The 20,029-nt window shown below is 62.4% G+C and carries 19 protein-coding genes and 1 pseudogene; 9 read left to right on the forward strand and 11 right to left on the reverse strand.

Translation table 11 applies throughout. The annotated features are described in order from the left end of the window. Positions 1 to 22: 22 nt before the first annotated feature. The 3 genes from IRZ77_RS04440 to IRZ77_RS04450 all read right to left on the reverse strand — a co-directional run bounded on the left by IRZ77_RS04440 (position 23) and on the right by IRZ77_RS04450 (position 4,961). Positions 23 to 2,311, reverse strand: a complete 2,289-nt coding sequence (locus tag IRZ77_RS04440; RefSeq protein ID WP_108480438.1) for an ABC transporter permease subunit — start codon at positions 2,309 to 2,311, stop codon at positions 23 to 25. Positions 2,312 to 2,449: 138 nt separating this feature from the next. Beyond that, positions 2,450 to 3,448 carry a phosphate ABC transporter substrate-binding protein PstS gene (locus IRZ77_RS04445; RefSeq protein WP_013974822.1) on the reverse strand — a complete coding sequence of 333 codons (999 nt, stop codon included), beginning with the start codon at positions 3,446 to 3,448 and terminating at the stop codon, positions 2,450 to 2,452. Between the two features lie 223 nt (positions 3,449 to 3,671). After that, positions 3,672 to 4,961, reverse strand: coding sequence for an MFS transporter (locus IRZ77_RS04450; RefSeq protein WP_046613715.1), 1,290 nt, complete (start codon positions 4,959 to 4,961; stop codon positions 3,672 to 3,674). Positions 4,962 to 5,320: 359 nt separating this feature from the next. On the opposite strand from IRZ77_RS04450, the gene IRZ77_RS04455 reads away from it, so the two are divergent. Next, complete coding sequence (locus IRZ77_RS04455; protein WP_003253317.1) at positions 5,321 to 5,719, forward strand: acyl-CoA thioesterase; 399 nt, start codon at positions 5,321 to 5,323, stop codon at positions 5,717 to 5,719. A gap of 71 nt (positions 5,720 to 5,790) precedes the next feature. After that, the gene (locus IRZ77_RS04460; protein ID WP_046613716.1) at positions 5,791 to 6,687 is read left to right on the forward strand and encodes a D-hexose-6-phosphate mutarotase; all 897 of its coding nucleotides are present in this window, start codon (positions 5,791 to 5,793) and stop codon (positions 6,685 to 6,687) included. 123 nt (positions 6,688 to 6,810) lie between these two features. Here IRZ77_RS04460 and IRZ77_RS04465 read toward each other — a convergent pair whose 3' ends face one another. The 5 genes from IRZ77_RS04465 to IRZ77_RS04485 form a co-directional block, all read right to left on the reverse strand. Then, positions 6,811 to 7,344: a DUF3299 domain-containing protein gene (locus IRZ77_RS04465; RefSeq protein WP_178081789.1), complete on the reverse strand. Its 534-nt coding sequence runs from the start codon at positions 7,342 to 7,344 to the stop codon at positions 6,811 to 6,813. A gap of 48 nt (positions 7,345 to 7,392) precedes the next feature. Beyond that, positions 7,393 to 7,638, reverse strand: a complete 246-nt coding sequence (locus IRZ77_RS04470) for a GlsB/YeaQ/YmgE family stress response membrane protein (RefSeq protein WP_196173011.1) — start codon at positions 7,636 to 7,638, stop codon at positions 7,393 to 7,395. A 96-nt stretch (positions 7,639 to 7,734) separates the two neighbouring features. Beyond that, positions 7,735 to 8,817 (reverse strand): 5-(carboxyamino)imidazole ribonucleotide synthase, encoded by a 1,083-nt coding sequence (locus IRZ77_RS04475; protein WP_025341133.1) that lies wholly within the window; start codon positions 8,815 to 8,817, stop codon positions 7,735 to 7,737. A gap of 10 nt (positions 8,818 to 8,827) precedes the next feature. Beyond that, positions 8,828 to 9,319, reverse strand: coding sequence for a 5-(carboxyamino)imidazole ribonucleotide mutase (gene purE / locus IRZ77_RS04480; RefSeq protein WP_003253304.1), 492 nt, complete (start codon positions 9,317 to 9,319; stop codon positions 8,828 to 8,830). 171 nt (positions 9,320 to 9,490) lie between these two features. Continuing rightward, the gene (locus tag IRZ77_RS04485) at positions 9,491 to 10,423 is read right to left on the reverse strand and encodes a LysR substrate-binding domain-containing protein (RefSeq protein ID WP_161797629.1); all 933 of its coding nucleotides are present in this window, start codon (positions 10,421 to 10,423) and stop codon (positions 9,491 to 9,493) included. A 182-nt stretch (positions 10,424 to 10,605) separates the two neighbouring features. On the opposite strand from IRZ77_RS04485, the gene aspA reads away from it, so the two are divergent. The 4 genes from aspA to IRZ77_RS04505 all read left to right on the forward strand — a co-directional run bounded on the left by aspA (position 10,606) and on the right by IRZ77_RS04505 (position 15,630). Next, positions 10,606 to 12,030, forward strand: a complete 1,425-nt coding sequence (aspA, locus tag IRZ77_RS04490) for an aspartate ammonia-lyase (RefSeq protein WP_003260072.1) — start codon at positions 10,606 to 10,608, stop codon at positions 12,028 to 12,030. Between the two features lie 229 nt (positions 12,031 to 12,259). Next, positions 12,260 to 13,252: an AraC family transcriptional regulator gene (locus tag IRZ77_RS04495; protein WP_085601088.1), complete on the forward strand. Its 993-nt coding sequence runs from the start codon at positions 12,260 to 12,262 to the stop codon at positions 13,250 to 13,252. Positions 13,253 to 13,483: 231 nt separating this feature from the next. Further along, positions 13,484 to 14,527 carry a histone deacetylase family protein gene (locus IRZ77_RS04500; RefSeq protein WP_085601087.1) on the forward strand — a complete coding sequence of 348 codons (1,044 nt, stop codon included), beginning with the start codon at positions 13,484 to 13,486 and terminating at the stop codon, positions 14,525 to 14,527. Further along, positions 14,527 to 15,630: a polyamine ABC transporter substrate-binding protein gene (locus tag IRZ77_RS04505; protein WP_196173013.1), complete on the forward strand. Its 1,104-nt coding sequence runs from the start codon at positions 14,527 to 14,529 to the stop codon at positions 15,628 to 15,630. The genes IRZ77_RS04500 and IRZ77_RS04505 overlap by 1 nt, the downstream gene beginning before the upstream one ends. Before the next feature lie 128 nt (positions 15,631 to 15,758). Here the strand turns inward: IRZ77_RS04505 and pdxR are convergent, their stop codons facing one another. Further along, complete coding sequence (gene pdxR, locus IRZ77_RS04510) at positions 15,759 to 17,303, reverse strand: MocR-like pyridoxine biosynthesis transcription factor PdxR (protein WP_196173015.1); 1,545 nt, start codon at positions 17,301 to 17,303, stop codon at positions 15,759 to 15,761. Positions 17,304 to 17,393: 90 nt separating this feature from the next. On the opposite strand from pdxR, the gene IRZ77_RS04515 reads away from it, so the two are divergent. From IRZ77_RS04515 to IRZ77_RS04525, 3 genes are read left to right on the forward strand one after another with little or no spacing between them, the layout of a single operon-like run. Next, positions 17,394 to 18,023 (forward strand): FMN-binding negative transcriptional regulator, encoded by a 630-nt coding sequence (locus IRZ77_RS04515; RefSeq protein ID WP_046615353.1) that lies wholly within the window; start codon positions 17,394 to 17,396, stop codon positions 18,021 to 18,023. Positions 18,024 to 18,034: 11 nt separating this feature from the next. Beyond that, entirely contained in the window at positions 18,035 to 18,481 is a 447-nt protein-coding gene (locus IRZ77_RS04520; RefSeq protein ID WP_046615352.1) for a GNAT family N-acetyltransferase, read from the forward strand. 7 nt (positions 18,482 to 18,488) lie between these two features. Continuing rightward, positions 18,489 to 19,160, forward strand: coding sequence for a GNAT family N-acetyltransferase (locus IRZ77_RS04525; protein ID WP_085601083.1), 672 nt, complete (start codon positions 18,489 to 18,491; stop codon positions 19,158 to 19,160). Between the two features lie 48 nt (positions 19,161 to 19,208). Here the strand turns inward: IRZ77_RS04525 and IRZ77_RS04530 are convergent, their stop codons facing one another. Both IRZ77_RS04530 and IRZ77_RS04535 read right to left on the reverse strand, forming a co-directional pair. Next, positions 19,209 to 19,487, reverse strand: a complete 279-nt coding sequence (locus IRZ77_RS04530) for a helix-turn-helix domain-containing protein (protein ID WP_046615350.1) — start codon at positions 19,485 to 19,487, stop codon at positions 19,209 to 19,211. Continuing rightward, positions 19,484 to 19,987, reverse strand: a pseudogene (locus IRZ77_RS04535) (type II toxin-antitoxin system HipA family toxin); the annotation flags it as partial. The pseudogene IRZ77_RS04535 and the gene IRZ77_RS04530, both read right to left, overlap by 4 nt. Between the last annotated feature and the right edge of the window lie 42 nt (positions 19,988 to 20,029).

Genomic DNA, 20,029 nt, shown 5'->3' on the forward strand with positions numbered 1-20,029 from the left:
TTCACGGATCTCTACCTTTCTATCAAAGCGACGAGTATTTCTTGCGCAGACGCTGGCGAATCAGCTCGGCCAAGGTGTTCATGATGAAGGTGAACATCAGCAGCACCAGCGCGGCCAGGAACAGCACGCGATAGTGGCTGCCGCCGACTTCCGATTCCGGCATTTCCACGGCCACGTTGGCGGCCAGGGTGCGCATGCCCTCGAACAGGTTCAACTCCATCACCGGGGTGTTGCCGGTGGCCATAAGCACGATCATGGTCTCGCCCACCGCACGGCCCATGCCGATCATCAGCGCCGAGAAGATACCCGGGCTGGCGGTGAGGATGACCACGCGGGTCAGGGTCTGCCAGGGCGTCGCCCCCAAGGCCAGGGAACCCAAGGTAAGGCTGCGCGGTACGCTGAACACGGCGTCTTCGGCGATGGAGTAGATGTTCGGGATGACCGCGAAGCCCATGGCGATACCCACGACCAGGGCGTTGCGCTGGTCGTAGGTTATCCCCAGGTCATTGGTGATCCACAGGCGCATGTCGCCGCCGAAGAACCAGCTTTCGAGGTGCGGGCTCATGGTCAGGGCGAACCAGCCGGTGAACAGGATGACCGGGATCAGGATCGCCGCCTCCCAGCCATCCGGGATACGCAGGCGAATCGACTCGGGCAGGCGGGTCCAGGCGAAGCCGGCCAGCAGGATACCGAGCGGCATCAGCAGGAACAGGCTGAACACGCCCGGCAGGTGGCCTTCCAGGTACGGGGCGAGGAACAGACCGGCGAAGAAGCCGAGGATCACCGTCGGCATCGCTTCCATCAGTTCGATCACCGGCTTGACCTTGCGGCGCATGCCCGGGGCCATGAAATAGGCGGTGTAGATGGCCGCGGCAATCGCCAGCGGGGCCGCCAGGATCATGGCGTAGAACGCGGCCTTCAGGGTACCGAAGGTCAGCGGCGACAGGCTCAGCTTGGGCTCGAAGTCGGTGTTCGATGCGGTCGATTGCCAGACGTATTTCGGCTCGTCGTAGTTCTCGTACCACACCTTGCCCCACAGCGCGCTGAAGGAAATTTCCGGGTGCGGGTTGCGCAGGCTCAGCGGCAGCAGCTTGCCGCCTTCTTCGATGATGATTCGGTTGGCACGTGGCGACAGGGCCAGGATGCCAGGGCCTTCGGCGGCCGGCTCGACCAGCAAGGTACGGTGTGCGGTGCTGTGGAACACGCCCAGCTCGCCTGCGGCGTCGAGGGCGACGAAGCCCTTGCGGCGCTCTTCGGCGTCAATCTGCACGACCGCTGCCTTGCCCATCTGGAAGGTGCGGATCAGCTTGAAGCGCGATTCGCCATCCGGGTCACGGGCCATGAACCACTGGGCCAGGCCGCCCTTGGAATCGCCGATGATCAGCGAGATGCCGCCGACCAACTGGGCAGTGGCGGTAATTTCGGTGTCGGCGCTATCAGAAAGCTTGTAGCGGCCGTTCAGGCTCTTGTCGCGCAGGTTGAACACGTCCGCGGTGGCGCGACCGTTGATCACGTACAGCCAATGCTGACGAGGGTCGATGAAGATGTTCTTCACCGTTTCGGTCATCTGCGGCAGTTCGATGCGGTTCTGCTCGGTGGTGACCTCTTCGGTCATCATGTTTTCGGTGCGGGTCAGCTCGACCACCTGCAGATGCGCGCCGGTGGAACCGGCCATCAGCAGGGTGTCGCCATTGACGTTGACGCTGACATGTTCCAGGGCACGCCCCTGCTCGTCGAGCACGAACGGCTGCTCGCCGTACGGGTAGTCGATGTCGGGGGCGATGGTTTTCTTGTTGTCCGGGTAGGTGATCTTGTAAGTGTGGTGGAACACCAGCGCCTGGCCATTGGACAAGCCCAGCACCACCAGTGGACTGCCCGGCTGGTCGGCACTGATCGAAGTGACCTGGGTGCCTGCCGGCAGTGGCAGGTCGACACGCTTTAGCTCGTTACCAGTCTTGGTATCGAAGAACAGTGCCTGGCCCTTGTCCGAAACGCGCATGCCCACCAGGTTCTGCTCTTCAAGCGCGATCATCAGCGGCTTGCCGGCATCCTGTTGCAGCCAGGTCGGCTCCAGGGCTTTCTTGCTGGTCAGCTCGGCGCCCTGGAACAGCGGCAGCACCACATAGGCCAGATAGAAGAAGATCAGGGTGATCGCCGCCAATACGGCAAGCCCGCCCACCAGTACATACCAGCGGGTCAGGCGGTCCTTGAGCGCGCGCATGCGGCGCTTGCGTTGCAACTCCGGCGTATTGAAATCAATCCGCACGGGCTGGGAGTTTTGGGTCATGTTGGAGTTGGCCAGATCATTCATGCGCACACCCTAGCGGTCCCGTGTGACAAAAACATTACAAAGTGATGACGCACGAAAGCCCGCCGCACAGGAAACCTGGCTTCGGACTGGAAATTCGTGGAGGAAGCCGGGCATCAGCACCGGCCTCCCCTCAGTTACTTACTTTTTTGCAACGTTACCTGCGTGGGACAGACCCAGGTCAGCCAGCGTCTTGTCGACGACTTTGGCCGGCAGCGGGATGTAGCCATCCTTCACCACGACCTGCTGGCCGGCTTGCGACAGCACCAGCTTGACGAACTCGGCTTCCAGCGGGGCCAGAGGCTTGTTCGGGGCCTTGTTGACGTAAACGTACAGGAAGCGCGACAGCGGATAGGTGCCGTTCAGGGCGTTGGCTTCGTTGTCTTCAACGAACTCGCCACCTTCCTTTTTGGCCAGGGCAACGGTCTTGACGCTGGCGGTCTTGTAACCTATGCCCGAGTAACCGATGCCGTTCAGCGAGGAGCTGATCGACTGCACGACCGAAGCCGAGCCAGGTTGTTCGTTGACGTTAGGCTTGAAGTCGCCTTTGCACAGGGCTTCTTCCTTGAAGTAGCCGTAGGTGCCGGATACCGAGTTCCGGCCGAACAACTGTACTGGCTTGTTGGCCAGGTCGCCGGTCACGCCCAGGTCACCCCAGGTCTTGACGTCGGCCTTGCCACCGCACAGGCGGGTGGAAGAGAAGATGGCGTCGACCTGGGCCATGGTCAGGCCTTTGATCGGGTTGTCTTTGTGCACGAACACAGCCAGGGCGTCTACGGCGACCGGGATGGCGGTCGGTTTGTAGCCGTACTTCTGCTCGAAGGCCTGCAGCTCGACGTCCTTCATCTTGCGGCTCATCGGGCCGAGGTTGGCGGTGCCTTCGGTCAGCGCGGGTGGCGCGGTGGAGGAGCCGGCAGCCTGGATCTGGATGTTTACGTTCGGATATTCCTTCTTGTAGGCCTCGGCCCACAGAGTCATCAGGTTGGCGAGGGTGTCCGAACCGACGCTGGAGAGGTTGCCCGAAACACCGGTGGTCTTGGTGTAGGTCGGGATCGCAGGATCGACAGCGGCTACCGCGTTGGCGGTTGCAACGCCAGCGGCGGCAAAGGTGAGGGCCGCCATCAAACGCTTCAGTTTCATGCCTTGCTCCTAGCAGGAATATTGGGGTGTTGGATGGAACGGGCCCAAGTATCTGCAGGCCGCATGAATACGATATGACTCGAATATGACAATTGGATGAAAGGCCATCATCAAAAGCAGGTCTGGCCTCTTCGCGGTTAAAGCCGCTCCAACGGGTGCGGCATTGCCTTGGAACCGATGCGATTCCTGTGGGAGCGGCTTTAGCCGCGAAGAGGCAGCAGCCTTAACGCTTGTTGGCCAGGAGGTACACGCCCACGACCAGACCAACGGCACACAACCCCGCCACATAGTAGGCAGGTGCCATTGGGCTCACTTTCAGCAGCGCAGTCACCACCATCGGCGTCAGCCCGCCGAAGATCGCGTAGGCCACGTTGTACGAGAACGACAGCCCACTGAAGCGCACCACCGCAGGGAATGCCTTGACCATCACATAAGGCACCGCACCGATGACTCCCACGCACAGGCCGGTCACCGCATACAGCGGGAACAGCAGCTCGGGTCGCGCAGGCAGGCTGTGGTAGAAGGTCCAGGAAGTCGCCAGCAGCAACAGGCTACCGATCACGAACACCCGGCCCGCGCCAAAACGATCGGCCAGGCTGCCAGCGCCGATGCAGCCGAAGCTGAGCAGCACGATGGCAAGGCTGTTGGCCTTGAGCGAGTCGGTGGGGCTGATGTGGTAGATGCTCTGCAGCAGCGCCGGGGTCATCAGGATGAGTACCACGATGGCGGCCGACAGCATCCAGGTCAGCAGCATCGACAGGATGATCGCGCCACGATGGTCACGCAGCACCGCGCGCAACGGCAGCTCTTCGGCCAGCGCCTTGCGCTGCTGCATCTCGGCGAACACCGGGGTTTCGTGCAGCCAGCGGCGCAGGTACACCGAAAACAGGCCGAACACACCGCCAAGCAGGAACGGGATACGCCACGCGTAATCAGCCACTTCCTGTGCGCTGTAGACGCTGTTGATCAGGGTCGCCACCAGCGATCCGAGCAGGATGCCCGCGGTCAGGCCTGCGGTGAGGGTGCCACAGGCATAGCCGGTGTTGCGCTCTGGCACGTGCTCGGACACGAACACCCAGGCGCCCGGTACCTCGCCACCGATGGCCGCGCCCTGGATCACGCGCATCAGCAGCAACAGGATCGGTGCCCACATGCCGATCTGTGCATAGGTGGGCAGCAGGCCCATGATCAGCGTTGGCAGGGCCATCATGAAGATGCTCAGGGTGAACATCTTCTTGCGCCCGAGCAGGTCACCGAAGTGGGCCATGATGATGCCGCCCAGCGGCCGCGCCAGGTAGCCGGCGGCAAAAATGCCGAAGGTTTGCATCAGGCGCAGCCATTCGGGCATGTCGGCGGGGAAGAACAGCTTGCCGACCACCGTGGCGAAGAACACGAAGATGATGAAGTCGTAGAACTCCAGCGCGCCGCCCAGGGCGGACAGTGAAAGGGTCTTGTAGTCACTGCGGGTCAGCGGCCGCGAGGGCTGCTCGATACTGCTCGGCACGGAAGTCATCGCTGATTGTTCTCTTTGTAGGCATTCAGGCCGCTTGGCACGCGGCTTCTGGATTGGGAGACAGGCGAAGATAGCAAATTGCTGAGCTGCGCCGGAAGCGATACAAAATCCCTACACATATTCATGAATGCGCGGTCGTCGCTGGCCGTTATGCTCTATATACTGGCAGTTCGTAGGAAATGGTTGCTGCTAGCGTGGGATGTTGTGCGAAAACGCCGGTCATTATGTCAGGCGGTTTCGCAGAGTTTCCCTACGGCCGCTCAGTGAAACGAAATCGGCGTAGTATGTTTCAAGCTGAATCGTTTACCCGGCCTTTGCGCCACATCAACGAAAGCGTCACGGGTCAGAGGCCCCATCGCATGATTGAGCTCGAACAAGAAGATCCTATCCCGCAAGGTGACCTTGCCTTGCAGATCACCGCATTGCCGCGCGAGACCAACGGTTTTGGCGACATCTTCGGCGGCTGGCTGGTCGCCCAGATGGACCTGGCCGGTACCGCCATGGCCAGCCGTGTCGCCGGCGGCCGCGTGGCCACCGTAGCCATCGACCGCATGGCCTTTCTGGTCCCGGTCGCCGTCGGGGCGCAGCTGTCGTTCTATACCCAGACCCTGGAAATCGGCCGCAGCTCGATTCAGATGATGGTCGAAGTGTGGAGCGACGACCCGCTGTCCAGCGAATGGCGCAAGGTCACCGAAGCAGTCTTCGTCTTCGTCGCCATCGACGGCAGTGGCCGCACCCGCTCCGTACCTCGTCGCTGAGCCAAGCCGGCGGTAAACTCATTGCATGTGCCCGGGTCCAAGGCCCACTGGCAATCAATGAGATGAATGCAATGGCTACCTTCCAGGTCGTAACCGAGCAACATGGCGAACTCAACTGCTGGCGTATCAGCAGCGACCGAGCCGAACTACTGATCGCCCAGCAGGGCGCGCAGATCCTCAGCTACCAGCGCGTTGGCCAGCCACCGCTGCTGTGGCTGAGCGACCAGGCCATCTTCCGTCAGGGCAAGTCGGTACGCGCCGGTGTGCCGGTGTGCTGGCCGTGGTTCGGCAACCTGCAGCGCAACCCACAGGCCGTGCAGGCCATGTACCATGGCGAACAGCCACCCGCCCACGGCCTGGCGCGCGCGCGCGACTGGCAATTGCTGGGTATCGAGGAAGCGGGCGAAGGCCTGCGCATCGAATTCGAACTGCCGGAAGCGCAGGGTGACCTGCCTGGCTGGCCTCATGATGTCGAGCTGAAGCTGGTAGTGAAGCTGGGCGAGGACCTGCAGCTGAACCTGACCAGCCGCAACATGGGCAATACCCCCGTCACCATCAGCCAGGCTCTGCACAGTTACTTCGCGGTCAGTGATGTGCGCCAGGCGCGGGTCGAAGGGGTGGAGGGGCTGAGCTATATCGAGACCCTGGCTGACTGGGAGCAGCGCCAGCAACAGGGGCCGCTGGCGTTTGCCGGGGAGACTGACCGGATCTACCTGGCGACCCCGCAAACCCTTAGCATCGTCGACCCGCATTGGGAGCGGCGCATTACCTTGACCAGCAGCGGGTCGCGCTCGGCAGTGATCTGGAACCCATGGACTGAACGGGCCAGGGAACTGCCGGACATGGCCGACGATGGGTGGCAGCGGATGCTTTGCATCGAGACGGCAAATGTGTGGGATGACCTGGTGGAATTGAAACCTGGGGGCAGCAGCTCGCTGGGGGTCAGGATTGGCTGTGAAATGATCTGAGTTTTGCAGGGCCTGTTCAGGCCCCTTCGCGGGTAAACCCGCTCCCACAGGGCCTCCACAACCTTGAATATTGTGGAGACCCTGTGGGAGCGGGTTTACCCGCGAAGGGGCCGGTGCAGGCAATCAGAGGTCTGCATCCTCCACCACCCTCACCTTCTCGGCATCCAGCGCATAGGCCGCATCGGCCAGGTCATTGCTCACCTTCTCCACCTTCAGCTTGCCGCTGACCCACAGTGGTGTGTAGATATCATCGATCTTCAGACCTTTCGGGTAGCGCACCAGCACCAGCTGGTTCGGTGGTGGTGGCGGCACATGAATGCACGCGCCCGGGTAAGGAACCAGGAAGAACAACGTGCTGTTACCCTTGGCATCGCTCTCCAGAGGCACCGGGTAGCCGCCCAGGCGAATATCCTTGCCATTCATGGCCGCCACGGTCTTGGTCGAGTACATCACCGCCGGCAGGCCCTTGCTCTGCTTCAGGCCGCCCTTGTCGGTAAAGGTGCCCATGGCTTCCGGCGAGTTGTGGTCGATATCAGGCATTTGCTCGAGCGCCTGCTGGTCCGACTTGGGCATCAGCTCCAGCCAGTCGGTTTCAGGCAGTTCGGCATGGGCAAGGGCGCTGGCCAACAACAGTGGGGCGAGGAAAAAGGCACGCATGAAAATGCTCGGCAACTCGAATGAATTGCCGTGCATTCTAACCAGTATTCAGCGTTTCTTGATGAATCCGTAGATTACCAACAGGATCACCGCGCCGATCAGCGCGCCAAGGAAACCAGCAGCCTGCCCGGCCTGGTAGATACCCAGCGCCTGGCCGCCGTAGGTGGCGAGCAGCGAGCCGGCAATCCCCAGCAAGATGGTCATTATCCAGCCCATGCTGTCGTCGCCCGGCTTGATGAAGCGGGCCAGCAGGCCGACGATAAGGCCGAGGAAGATGGTTCCGATGATACCCATGGCAATCCCTCTGCAGTGAAGATGGAACAAGCCAAAGCCTAGACAGCGCTTTGGCTCGTTGCCATTTCAGAGGGCAAGCCGCTGGTAGAAGTTCGATCAGTTGCCGATCAGGGCTTCTACTTCGGCAATCTTGCGCTCGAGGGTGGCCATGTCGTGGCAGCGCAGGGTGGCGTGGCCAACCTTGCGCCCGACCTTGAAGGCCTTGCCGTAGTGGTGCAGGTGGCAGTCACCGATGGCAACCACCTTGTCCACCGCCGGCACTTCACCGATGAAGTTGAGCATCGCGCTCTCGCCGACCTTGGCAGTCGAGCCCAGCGGCAGGCCGGCGACGGCACGCAGGTGGTTCTCGAACTGGCTGCACTCGGCGCCTTCGATGGTCCAGTGCCCGGAGTTGTGCACGCGCGGGGCGATCTCGTTGGCCTTCAGGCCGCCGTCGACTTCGAAGAACTCGAAGGCCATCACGCCCACATAGTCCAGTTGCTTGAGCACACGGCCCACGTAGTCTTCGGCCAGGGCCTGCAGCGGGTGCGCCTGGCTGGCGACCGACAGGCGCAGGATGCCGCTTTCGTGGGTGTTGTGCACCAGCGGGTAGAAGCGAGTTTCGCCATCACGGGCACGCACGGCCACCAGCGACACTTCGCCGGTGAACGGCACGAAGCCTTCCAGCAGGCAAGGTACGCTGCCCAGCTCGGCAAAGGTACCGACCACGTCCTCAGGTGTACGCAGCACCTTCTGACCCTTGCCGTCGTAACCCAGGGTGCGGGTTTTCAGCACAGCCGGCAGGCCGATACTGGCCACCGCGGCATCCAGGTCGGCCTGCGAGAGGATGTCGGCAAAAGCAGGGGTAGGAATACCCAGGTCGCGGAACATGCTCTTCTCGAACAGGCGGTCACGGGCGATGCGCAGCGCTTCGGCGCTGGGGTACACCGGCACGAACTGCGAGAGGAAGGCCACGGTCTCGGCCGGGACGCTTTCGAACTCGAAGGTGACCAGGTCGACTTCGTCAGCCAGCTGGCGCAGGTGATCCTGGTCGCCGTAGTCAGCACGCAGGTGCTCGCCCAGCGGTGCAGCACAGGCGTCCGGCGCCGGGTCGAGGAAGGCGAAGTTCATGCCCAGCGGGGTTCCCGCCAGGGCCAGCATGCGGCCCAGCTGGCCGCCACCGATTACACCGATCTTCATGGGTTGAGCCTCAAGCCTGGCGCGGGTCTGGGTTGTCCAGCACGGTGTCGGTCTGCTCCGTGCGGAACTGCTTGAGCGCCGCGTGGTACTGCGGGTACTTGGCGCCGAGGATGCTGGCCGACAGCAGCGCGGCGTTGACCGCACCGGCACGACCGATGGCCAGGGTGGCAACCGGCACGCCGGCCGGCATCTGCACGATCGACAGCAGCGAATCGACACCCGACAGCATCGACGATTGCACGGGCACGCCCAGCACCGGCAGGTGAGTCTTGGCGGCGCACATGCCTGGCAGGTGGGCTGCGCCACCGGCACCGGCGATGATCACCTCGATGCCACGGCCCTCAGCCTCCTCGGCATACTGGAACAGCAGATCCGGCGTACGGTGGGCGGAAACCACCTTCACCTCGTAGGGAATGCCGAGTTTTTCCAGCATATCGGCGGTGTGGCTAAGGGTGGACCAATCGGACTTGGAGCCCATGATCACGCCAACCAGTGCACTCATCGTCGAGCCTCTTCGCTTGTGCGCCCTTGGGCGCGTCAAAAAACAACAAGCCACGCGGGACGACCGGCGTGGCTTGTTTGCTGATCAGGACCGGACGCATCCGGTCGAAAGGCTGCGCAGTATACCGTAAGGTGGTGCGTTTAAGGCACCCCGGCGACCAACTGTCGCCCCTTATTTTTCGGGGCTTTGACTGACTTTTGGGTCAACCATCGCCGCCCCCTCGAGCTTGCGCCATAACAGCCTTACATTGGCCTTGCGCACCAGAGCGCAGCGGTACAGGCGGATTTCCAGTGGCACGTGCCACTGGCTGCCGCCGCAGATCGCCAGCTCGCCCCGTTCCAGTTCGCCACGCATCGACAGGCGCGGCACCCAAGCGATGCCCATGCCCTCCAGCGCCATGCTCTTCAGACTGTCGGCCATGGCGGTTTCATAGACGGTGGTATAGCGCAGGTTGCGCTGACGCAGCAGCAAGTTGACCGAGCGACCGAGGAATGCGCCTGCGGTATAGGCCAGCAGCGGCACGCTGCCCTCGCCTTCCAGGTCGAACAACGGCTTGCCGTCAGCATCCACGGCGCATACCGGCAACATCTCAGTGGTGCCCATGTGCAGCGACGGAAAGATTTCGGCATCCATCTGCAGAGCGGCATCCGGGTCATAGAAGGCCAGCATCAGGTCGCAGCCACCTTCGCGTAATGCATGCACGGCATCTCCGACGTTGGTCGCAACCAGGCGGGTGGCGATGTTCAACCCGTCGTTGCGCAACTGGGCCACCCAACGCGGGAAAAAGCCCGATGCCAGGGAATGTGCCGCAGCCACTTGCACCACTTCACCCTGCCCGCCTTCCAGATGATGCAAGTGGCGGAGAATTTCGCTCAACTGGTCGACAACAGTGCGTGCCGTGACGAGAAACAGCTGGCCGGCCTCTGTCAGCTCTATAGGCGTGCGGGAACGATTCACCAATTGCAGGCCCAAGGCTGCTTCCAGGCTGCGAATGCGCCGGCTGAAGGCCGGTTGGGTGACGAAACGCCGCTCTGCCGCCTGGGAAAAACTGCGGGTGGCGGCCAGCGCGCTAAAGTCTTCCAGCCATTTGCTTTCAAGGTTCACGAAGCACATCTCCTGGCGTGCACCAAAATGGAACACGCTCGAATGTCAATTGGCGTCACATGAAACACTATGCCGTTTGTGCATAGGTTAGCGTGCAACAGCATTGGCCGCAAAATCACCTTCAGGCCTAGGATTGGCGCCATTCCGGCATGTGCCGGGTCAAAATCGAGATGATATACATCATGTCCTCCGCTGCATCGTTCCGCGTCGAAAAAGATTTGTTGGGTACCCTTGAAGTTCCTGCAGATGCCTACTACGGCATCCAGACCCTGCGCGCTGCCAACAACTTCCACCTCTCCGGTGTTCCGCTGTCGCACTACCCGAAGCTGGTCGTGGCCCTGGCCATGGTCAAGCAGGCTGCTGCCGACGCCAACCGTGAGCTAGGTCACCTGAGCGATGCCAAGCACGCTGCCATCACCGCAGCCTGCGCCCGCCTGATCAAAGGCGATTACCACGACCAGTTCGTGGTGGACATGATCCAGGGCGGTGCTGGTACTTCTACCAACATGAACGCCAACGAAGTCATCGCCAACGTCGCGCTGGAGGCCATGGGCCACCAGAAGGGTGAGTACCAGTACCTGCACCCGAACAACGATGTGAACATGGCGCAGTCGACCAACGACGCCTACCCGACGGCCATCCGTCTGGGCCTGCTGCTGGGCCATGACGCCCTGCTGGCCAGCCTCGACAGCCTGATCCAGGCCTTTGCTGCCAAGGGTAAAGAGTTCGACCACGTCCTGAAGATGGGCCGTACCCAGCTGCAGGACGCCGTACCGATGACCCTGGGCCAGGAATTCCGCGCCTTCGCCACCACCATGACCGAAGACCTGCAGCGCCTGCGCTCGCTGGCTCCGGAACTGCTGACCGAAATCAACCTGGGTGGTACCGCCATCGGCACCGGCATCAACGCCGACCCTGGCTACCAGGCCCTGGCCGTGCAGCGTCTGGCTGCCATCAGCGGCCAACCGCTGGTACCGGCTGCCGACCTGATCGAAGCCACCTCTGACATGGGCGCCTTCGTGCTGTTCTCCGGCATGCTCAAGCGTACCGCCGTCAAGCTGTCGAAGATCTGCAACGACCTGCGCCTGCTGTCCAGCGGCCCGCGCACCGGCATCAACGAGATCAACCTGCCAGCGCGTCAGCCAGGCAGCTCGATCATGCCAGGCAAGGTCAACCCGGTTATCCCGGAAGCCGTCAACCAGGTGGCCTTCGCCATCATGGGCAACGACCTGGCCCTGACCGTCGCCGCCGAAGGTGGCCAGCTGCAGTTGAACGTTATGGAGCCGCTGATCGCCTACAAGATCTTCGACTCGATCCGCCTGCTGCAACGCGCCATGGACATGCTGCGCGAGCACTGCATCGTCGGCATCACCGCCAACGAACAGCGCTGCCGCGAACTGGTCGAGCACTCGATCGGCCTGGTAACCGCCCTGAACCCGTACATCGGCTACGAAAACGCCACCCGTATCGCCCGCGTTGCCCTGGAAACCGGCCGCGGCGTACTGGAACTGGTGCGCGAAGAGAAGCTGCTGGACGACGCGATGCTCGACGACATCCTGCGTCCGGAAAACATGATCGCTCCACGTCTGGTTCCGCTGAAGGCGTAACCAGGCCGCTGTAAACAGTCTCACCAGGTCGAGGGACTAGACACCTCTCAACCTTTCCAAGGCCCGAGCCTATGCTTCGGGCCTTTTTTTTGCCTGAGGATTTTGGGGCTGCGTTGCAGCCCATCGCGACGCAAGGCCGCTCCTACAGGGACCGCGGCTTGCCTGGCCCTCCGTACTCCGGCACACAACTTGCTCCATAATGCGTCCCAGCCCAACGGGATTACCCAGCATGCTGCACAGCCACCTGACCACCCTCAACGCGGTTTCGCTGATCCTCAACGTCTTCCAGGCAGATGGTTGCGAGGCGTCGGCGCTGCTGGCCGGCAGCGGCATCGGCCCGGCAGACCTGGGCCATGCCGACGCACGCATCACCACCCAGCAGGAACTGCAGGTGTGCGCCAACGCCGTTGCCCGACGCGAGGATATCGGCCTGGAACTGGGCCGGCGCATGCATGTGTCGTGCTACGGCATGCTCGGTTACGCCCTGCTCTCCAGTGCCACTTTGGGTGACGCCTTGCGCCTGGCACTGCAGTATCCGGCACTGCTGGGAACAGTCTTCAAGCTGCGTTTGCTCGACGACGGCCAGCGCGTCTGGTTCAGCGCCAGCGACTACCACGACAGCCCGACGCTGACCGCCTTCAACGCCGAGTTCTGTCTGGTGTCGCTGAAGGTGATCTGCGACGACCTGCTTGGCCGCCCGCTGCCCCTGCTGGCAGCCCGTTTCGAACACCCACGGCCCGGCTACCACGCACTCTATGCCGGGGCATTCCAGTGCCCGGTCGGTTTCGACGACGAGGACAATGCCTTTGCCTTCGAACGGCGCTGGCTGGACACGCCACTGCCGCTGGCAGACCCGATTACCCACAAGGCCATGAGCGAACGCTGCCGGCGCCTGAACCTGGAGTTCACTGGCCGCCAGGCTTGGCTGGGGAGGATTCGCCAACTGCTGGCCCAGCAACTGGATGCAGCGCCCGGGCTGGAAGGGCTGGCGCGGCAGATGAACTGCTCATCGCGCACTCTGCGCCGGCATTTGCAGGCGCTGGGCAGCAGTTATCAACAGCTGCTGGATGAACTGAGGTTCGAGCGGGCCAAGCAGTTGCTGGCTGATGAGCAAATGCCGATTTATCGGATTGCCGAGTGCCTGGGGTTCAGCGAGACCGCCAGTTTTCGGCATGCCTTCCAGCGTTGGAGCGGTGTAGCGCCCAGCCACTTTCGCGGTTGACCTGTACCGGCCCTTTCGCGGGTGAACCCGTTCCCACAGGGATTGCACACACTCAAGTGCAACACTGTACTTGTGGGAGCGGGTTCACCCGCGAAGGGGCCAGTACAGGCCACCAACAAATTCAGCCAATGAGCTTGGCCACATCGATCCCCTTTTGGCCACTTGCGTCGTTCTCCCCCACTGGCCCGCCCATGAAAATGGGCCCACGCCAGTACCCACCGGAGAACAACAATGCTGACGATCTATTCCGATGACCACCGCCTGCACCACGGCCGCTGCGAGCTGATCGACGGCAAGCTGATGCCGTGTTTCGAAATGCCGTCACGCGCCGACCATGTGCTCGACCAGGTAAAGAAGCGCAACCTTGGCGACATCCAGGGCCCCAGCGACTTCGGCCGCGCACCGTTGCTGCGCATCCACAGCGCCGGCTACCTGGATTTCTTCGAAGGCGCCTGGGCGCGCTGGGCCGCACTGGGCCAGGAAGGCGACCTGCTGCCGTTCACCTGGCCCGCACGCACCCTGCGCCAGGTAAAACCCACCGGCCTGCATGGTGAGCTGGGCTACTACAGCTTCGATGCCGGTGCACCGATCACCGCCGGCACCTGGCAGGCCGCCTACAGCGCTGCCCAGGTCGCCCTGACCGCCCAGGCGGCGATCCAGCAAGGCGCACATTCCGCCTTCGCCCTGTGTCGCCCGCCAGGGCACCATGCCGCCGGCGAAGTCATGGGTGGCTATTGCTACCTGAACAACGCCGCTATCGCCGCCCAGGCCTTCCTCGACCAGGGCCGGCGCAAGGTCGCCATCCTCGACGTCGACTACCACCACGGCAACGGCACCCAGGACATCTTCTACAACCGCAACGATGTGTTCTTCGCCTCGATCCATGGCGACCCGCGCGATGAGTTCCCGTTTTTCCTCGGCCATGCCGATGAAACCGGCGAGGGTGCCGGTGAAGGCTGCAACATCAACTACCCACTGCCGGCCGGGAGCGACTGGGCCGCCTGGAGCGCTGCCCTGGAGGACGCCTGCCAGCGCATCGCTGCCTATGACGCCGATGTGCTGGTGATCTCGCTGGGCGTGGATACTTTCAAGGACGACCCGATCTCGCAATTCAAGCTGGATAGCCCGGACTACCTGGAAATGGGCAAGCGCATCGCCCAGCTCGGCAAGCCGACCCTGTTCGTGATGGAAGGCGGCTACGCTGTGGAAGAAATCGGTATCAACGCGGTCAATGTGCTGGAAGGCTTTCAGCACGCCCAGCCAGGAGCCCGGTAATGGTCCGACTCAAGCGTCTGCTCGCCCCGTTCATCGCCGCTACCCTGTTCTCCTGTGCCCTGCACGCCCAGGCCGAACAGCGCACCCTGCGGGTGTACAACTGGTTCGACTACATCACGCCGCAAACCCTCACCGAGTTCCAGAAAGAAAGCGGTGTGAAGCTGGTCTACGACATCTTCGACACCAACGAGGCGCTGGAAGCCAAGCTGCTGACCGGCAACTCCGGGTATGACGTGGTAGTGCCGTCCAACGTGTTCCTCGCCAAGCAGATCGAAGCGGGAGTGTTTCAGCCGCTGGACCGCAGCAAGCTGCCGAACTGGCAGCACCTGGACCCGGCACTGATGAAGCTGATCGAGGCCAACGACCCCGGCAACAAATTTGCCGTGCCCTACATGTACGGCACCGTGCTGATCGGCTTCAACCCGGCCAAGGTCAAGGCTGCGCTCGGCGACAACGCGCCGGTGGACAGCTGGGACCTGATCTTCAAGGAAGAGAACATCGCCAAGCTCAAGCAGTGCGGCGTGGCCCTGCTCGACTCGCCGTCGGAGATCATGCCGCTGGCGTTGCAGTACCTGGGCTTGCCACCGAACAGCGACAAACCGGCTGATTACAAGAAAGCCGAAGCGCTGATGTTGAAGATTCGCCCGCACATCACCTACTTCCATTCCTCGAAATACATGGCCGACATCGCCAACGGCGATATCTGCGTGGCAGTGGGCTACAGCGGCAGCTTCTCGCAGGCTGCCAACCACGCCGTCGAGGCCAAGAATGGCGTGGTGGTGGACATGCGCCTACCCAAGGAAGGTGCACCGATCTGGTTCGACATGCTGGCGATTCCGAAGAACGCGGCCAACCCGGAAGATGCCCACGCGTTCATCAACTACCTGCTGCGGCCCGAAGTGATTGCGCCGATCAGTGACTTTGTCGGGTACCCGAACCCGAACAAGGATGCGACCGACAAGGTGAGCCCGGCGATTCGCAACAACCCCAACCTGTATCCGACAGCGGAGGCGATGGCCAAGCTTTATACCCTCAAGCCCCTGGCGCGGGATGCCGAGCGGGCTCGGACCAGGGCTTGGACGCGGATCAAGTCCGGTACCTGATTTAGAGCCGGGGGCTGCTTTGCAGCCCAATCGCCGGCAAGCCAGCTCCCACAGGAGCTCCACTGTTTCGAAGCAGATGCAGTACCTGTGGGAGCCTTGCCGGCGATCGGGCCGCACAGGGGCCCTATTCACTTCCTCCAGGCCTTGCGCAAGCGCATCAAAGCCTCGGCAATCTCCCCCTCCGGCACCGCAGCAAACCCCAGCACCAGCCCCGCGCGCTTATCCACAGGCTGCTCGCTGTCCACCAGCCAGAAATTGCTCAGCGGCGTCACTTCCACCCCCACCGCTTCAGCCTTGGCCACCAGCTCCTGCTCCCGCGCAAAGTTATCCACATCGACCTTCACATGCAGCCCGGCCGCCACCTCCGGCATGCCGCCCAAACCCGGAATATCCACAGGCCAGCCAGCCTTCAGCACATTGCGCCGGCTCAACGCCGCCTTGCGCATGCGCCGGATATGCCGCTGGAAGTGCCCCCGGGCCATGAACTCGGCCATCACGCACTGGCTGCTGACCTCCGAATGCCGCACCGCCAACGCCCTGGCCTGGCTGAACGCCTGTGCCAGTTGCGGCGGCAATACCAGGTAGCCCAGGCGCAACGCCGGAAAGGCGATCTTGCCGAAGGTTCCGACGTACAGCACCCGTCCGTGCCGATCGAGCGCCGCAAGCGGGGCCAAGGGCGCACCGCTGTAACGGTACTCGCCGTCGTAGTCGTCTTCGATGATCCAGCCATCGCTGTGCTCGGCCCAGGCCAGTAGCTCCAGGCGGCGCGCCAGGCTCATGGTCACCCCGGTCGGGTACTGGTGAGCTGGCGTGACATAGGCCAGCCGGCAATCCATCAGTTGCCCGAGCCGGTGACAGTCCATGCCATCCTCGTCCACCGGCACGCCACACAACCTGCCACCGGCCAGCGCAAAGGCATGCCCGGCTGCGCGGTAACCCGGGTTTTCCACAGCCACACCGTCGCCGGGCTGCAACAGCAACTGTGCACAAAGGCTGATGGCCTGCTGCGCACCACTGGTGATCACAATTTGTTCAGCCGTACAACTCAGCCCACGGGAGCGACGCAGGTAGGCCGCGATCAGTTCGCGCAACAACGGCTCGCCTGCCGGGTCACCATAACCCAATTGCGCCGGAGCCGGGTTGCGCCAGAAACCCGCCTGCAGCTTGGCCCAGACGTCAAACGGGAACAGATCGAACGCCGGAATACCGACACGAAAAGCACGCGGGGCACCGCTTCTCGGGGGCTGAAGATGGTTACTTTTCAGGCGCTCCAAAGGCTCGCTGGAACAGCGCCTGCTGGATAAATCCTCAGTATTTTCCGAGGAAAATGTGGATAAGTCTGTTGATAACCACTGGGATAACCCTGTGGATACTTGTGTGGATAGTTTTGCAGTGGAGAGTTTCGGTAACTGGCTGACATAGGTGCCGTCGCCTACCCGGCTTTCGATGTAGCCCTCGGCATATAGCTGGTCATAAGCCCGCACCACGCTGTTGCGTGACAGCGCCAGCATGGCGGCCAAGTCACGAGTGGCCGGTAGCCGCGTGCCACTGCTCAGGCGCCCGTCCAGCACCCGCGCACGTAGCGCCTGGTATAGCTGCTGGCTGAGCCCGCGACGGCGATCGAGGGCGATCCCGGCAGGGTCGAAAGGCAATACGAAGGGGCGCTCGCTCACGGTATTGGACCTATAAAAACAGCTGTCAATGGCTCTTACTATGAACCAATAGCCTGCCTAGGATGGAGCCATATCACAAGGAAACCGAGCATGTACAACAGCAAACCCCATCAGGAACACGACCTCGGGCGCCTGCACCAGCACATGCTCGACACCCGCCTGGCCATCCTGGTCAGCCAGGGCGAACAAGGCCTGCTGGCCACGCACCTGCCAGTGCTGGTCGATATCGCCGAAGGCAAATTCGGCACCGTCTATGCCCACCTCGCGCGGGCCAACCCCCAGTGGCACGACCTGAAGCAAGGTGGCGAAGCCCTGCTGGTGTTCCCCGGTGCCGATGCCTATGTCAGCCCCGGTTACTACCCGAGCAAGGCCGACAACCCCAAGGTGGTGCCAACCTGGAACTACCTGGCCGTGCACGCCTATGGTCCGGCCGAAGTGATCCACGACGCCGAACCATTGCTGGCCATTGTCAGCCGCCTGACCGAGCGCCACGAGCAAGGCCGCGGCGAACCGTGGAACGTCACCGATGCCCCGCGTGACTACCTCGATGGCATGCTCCGAGCCATCGTCGGCATCCGCTTGCCCATCGCCCGCCTGCAAGGCGCGCGCAAGCTCAGCCAGAACCGCTCCGAGCAAGACATTTCCGGCGTGCGCGAAGGCCTGAGCGCCAGCCCCGATTACCTGGATAACCAACTCGCGGCGCACATGCGCCAACTCTGAAGGAATAGCTCATGTCCAGCGTTACCCTGCGCCCTGTCACCACCCAAGACCATGCTGCCTGGCAGGCCCTGTGGCAGGCCTACTTGCACTTCTATGAGTCCGAATTGACCGAGGAGGTCAGCCTCAGCACATGGCAACGCCTGCTCGACCCGAACGAACCGACCCATTCGGCCTTGGCCTGGGTCGATGGCAAGGCAGTGGGCATGGTCAACTTCATCTACCATCGTACCAACTGGAGTATCGGCAACGCCTGTTACCTGCAGGACCTGTACGTAGACAGCATGCAACGTGGCCTGGGTATCGGCCGCCAGCTAATCGAGCATGTCTACGCTGCAGCCAAGGCCGAAAACTGCAGCAAGGTGCACTGGCTGACCCACGAGACCAACGCCACCGCCATCAGCCTGTACCAACAGGTTGCCGAGCGCTCGGGCTTCATCCAATTCCGCAAAGAGTTCTGAACCGAACATGACCGACGCATTGAACTGGAAACCCGCCGCAGCCCCCCAGGCCGAGCCCATCGACGGCCGCTTCATCCGCCTGGAAAAGCTCGACCCGGCGCGCCATGGCGAAGACCTCTGGGAGGTGCTGCAAGGCCCGGCGGCCGACCCGGTGCTGTGGGACTACCTCCCTTATGGCCCATTCACCGAACGTGCCGCCTTCGACCGTTGGCTGGAAGGTAACGCCGCTGGCCGCGACCCGCTGTTCTACACCGTCATCGACCGCCCCAGCGGCCAGGCCCAAGGCATCCTGAGCCTGATGTCGATCGTGCCCGACCACGGCCGCATCGAAATCGGGCACGTCGCCTTCGGCGCCGCCATGCAGCGTACGCCCAAGGGCACCGAGGCGGTGTACCTGCTGGGCAAGCTGGGCTTCGAGCTGGGCAACCGCCGGCTGGAGTGGAAGTGCAACAACGCCAACGCACGCTCCAAGCGTGCGGCTGAGCGGTTTGGCTTTGTCCATGAAGGAGTGTTCCGCAAGCACCTGGTGGTGAAGGACCACAATCGAGATACGGCGTGGTATTCGATTACCGATGAGGAGTGGCCGGCGCTGGCGACCGCGTTCGAGCGCTGGTTGAGTGAAGAGAACCAGCGGCCGCAAGGCCAGGTGCGGACACTTGAGGACTGCCGTAGGGGGTGAACGGCATAACCGATCACGGGCCGGCAGGCCCGCGATCGGTTATGCCGGTTATCTGATCGGGCTCGCACGCCTGACGACGCCCATCTGCAAACCGAACGGTTTGAATACCGCGTTCAACGATTTGAGCGTGGGGTTACCGTCCCCCTGCTCGATCTGAATGAGCGTTCGCACGGAAATCTTGCACATCAGCGCAAACTGGGTCTGCTGCATCTTTGCAACTTCTACGCGCAGGCGGCGAACGGCAGCACCCAGCTCGATTGTGCCGTCGGCAATACCTTCGCGCACGCCATCGATCATCAGACCTCGGGCATCGATGGAAACCGTCATGCCAACCCCCAGTCCGCCATTCGGCGCTCAAGCTTGCCCAGCGCAATCGCCGGGTGATTCATCACTACCTCCGGGAGCCCAAGGCCGGACAAGATATCAGGCAATGCCAATAGGTGCCGGGCCTCCTGACGCAGACGCTGGTAAGCCTCATCCGGATCGATGAATTCGGCCAGCGCAACACAGGCTGCCTGCCAGTCGATTTCGCCTGCTCTTTCGATCAAAGCGGGCCACTTCGTCTGTTCACTGGCCACCGTCTCGATGCCAAGCTGCTGCAACGCCCTGTAATAGAGGTACTCGGCCCGCAGGATCTCCTGATCATCGGCCAAGGCCTGGTGCCTGGCGAACTTGATGAACCAATGGCGACAGGCCCTCTCATCCGCAAGCACCGCGTCCGGGTACAGGTGGCCGTTTTTATCTTCGGTCATCAGCAGCTTTGGCGCCTCTCCACCGGCGCCTGTCGCGCCACCTATGGCCGCGCCCTGCTCGTAGGCGTACTCCAGAGTCATGTAATTGGAGCGTGAGTCGGTACATAAAAAAAGGGG

This window comes from Pseudomonas pudica (assembly GCF_015680405.1).
Taxonomy (GTDB): Bacteria; Pseudomonadota; Gammaproteobacteria; order Pseudomonadales; family Pseudomonadaceae; genus Aquipseudomonas; species Aquipseudomonas pudica.

Bases quoted from the DNA above. Each gene is read 5' to 3' on its own strand.
- IRZ77_RS04440 (WP_108480438.1), bottom strand. From the start codon at position 2,311: ATGAATGATCTGGCCAACTCCAACATGACCCAAAACTCCCAGCCCGTG.
- IRZ77_RS04445 (WP_013974822.1), bottom strand. From the start codon at position 3,448: ATGAAACTGAAGCGTTTGATGGCGGCCCTCACCTTTGCCGCCGCTGGC.
- IRZ77_RS04450 (WP_046613715.1), bottom strand. From the start codon at position 4,961: ATGACTTCCGTGCCGAGCAGTATCGAGCAGCCCTCGCGGCCGCTGACC.
- IRZ77_RS04455 (WP_003253317.1), top strand. From the start codon at position 5,321: ATGATTGAGCTCGAACAAGAAGATCCTATCCCGCAAGGTGACCTTGCC.
- IRZ77_RS04460 (WP_046613716.1), top strand. From the start codon at position 5,791: ATGGCTACCTTCCAGGTCGTAACCGAGCAACATGGCGAACTCAACTGC.
- IRZ77_RS04465 (WP_178081789.1), bottom strand. From the start codon at position 7,344: ATGCGTGCCTTTTTCCTCGCCCCACTGTTGTTGGCCAGCGCCCTTGCC.
- IRZ77_RS04470 (WP_196173011.1), bottom strand. From the start codon at position 7,638: ATGGGTATCATCGGAACCATCTTCCTCGGCCTTATCGTCGGCCTGCTG.
- IRZ77_RS04475 (WP_025341133.1), bottom strand. From the start codon at position 8,817: ATGAAGATCGGTGTAATCGGTGGCGGCCAGCTGGGCCGCATGCTGGCC.
- purE (WP_003253304.1), bottom strand. From the start codon at position 9,319: ATGAGTGCACTGGTTGGCGTGATCATGGGCTCCAAGTCCGATTGGTCC.
- aspA (WP_003260072.1), top strand. From the start codon at position 10,606: ATGTCCTCCGCTGCATCGTTCCGCGTCGAAAAAGATTTGTTGGGTACC.
- IRZ77_RS04495 (WP_085601088.1), top strand. From the start codon at position 12,260: ATGCTGCACAGCCACCTGACCACCCTCAACGCGGTTTCGCTGATCCTC.
- IRZ77_RS04500 (WP_085601087.1), top strand. From the start codon at position 13,484: ATGCTGACGATCTATTCCGATGACCACCGCCTGCACCACGGCCGCTGC.
- IRZ77_RS04505 (WP_196173013.1), top strand. From the start codon at position 14,527: ATGGTCCGACTCAAGCGTCTGCTCGCCCCGTTCATCGCCGCTACCCTG.
- IRZ77_RS04515 (WP_046615353.1), top strand. From the start codon at position 17,394: ATGTACAACAGCAAACCCCATCAGGAACACGACCTCGGGCGCCTGCAC.
- IRZ77_RS04520 (WP_046615352.1), top strand. From the start codon at position 18,035: ATGTCCAGCGTTACCCTGCGCCCTGTCACCACCCAAGACCATGCTGCC.
- IRZ77_RS04525 (WP_085601083.1), top strand. From the start codon at position 18,489: ATGACCGACGCATTGAACTGGAAACCCGCCGCAGCCCCCCAGGCCGAG.
- IRZ77_RS04530 (WP_046615350.1), bottom strand. From the start codon at position 19,487: ATGACGGTTTCCATCGATGCCCGAGGTCTGATGATCGATGGCGTGCGC.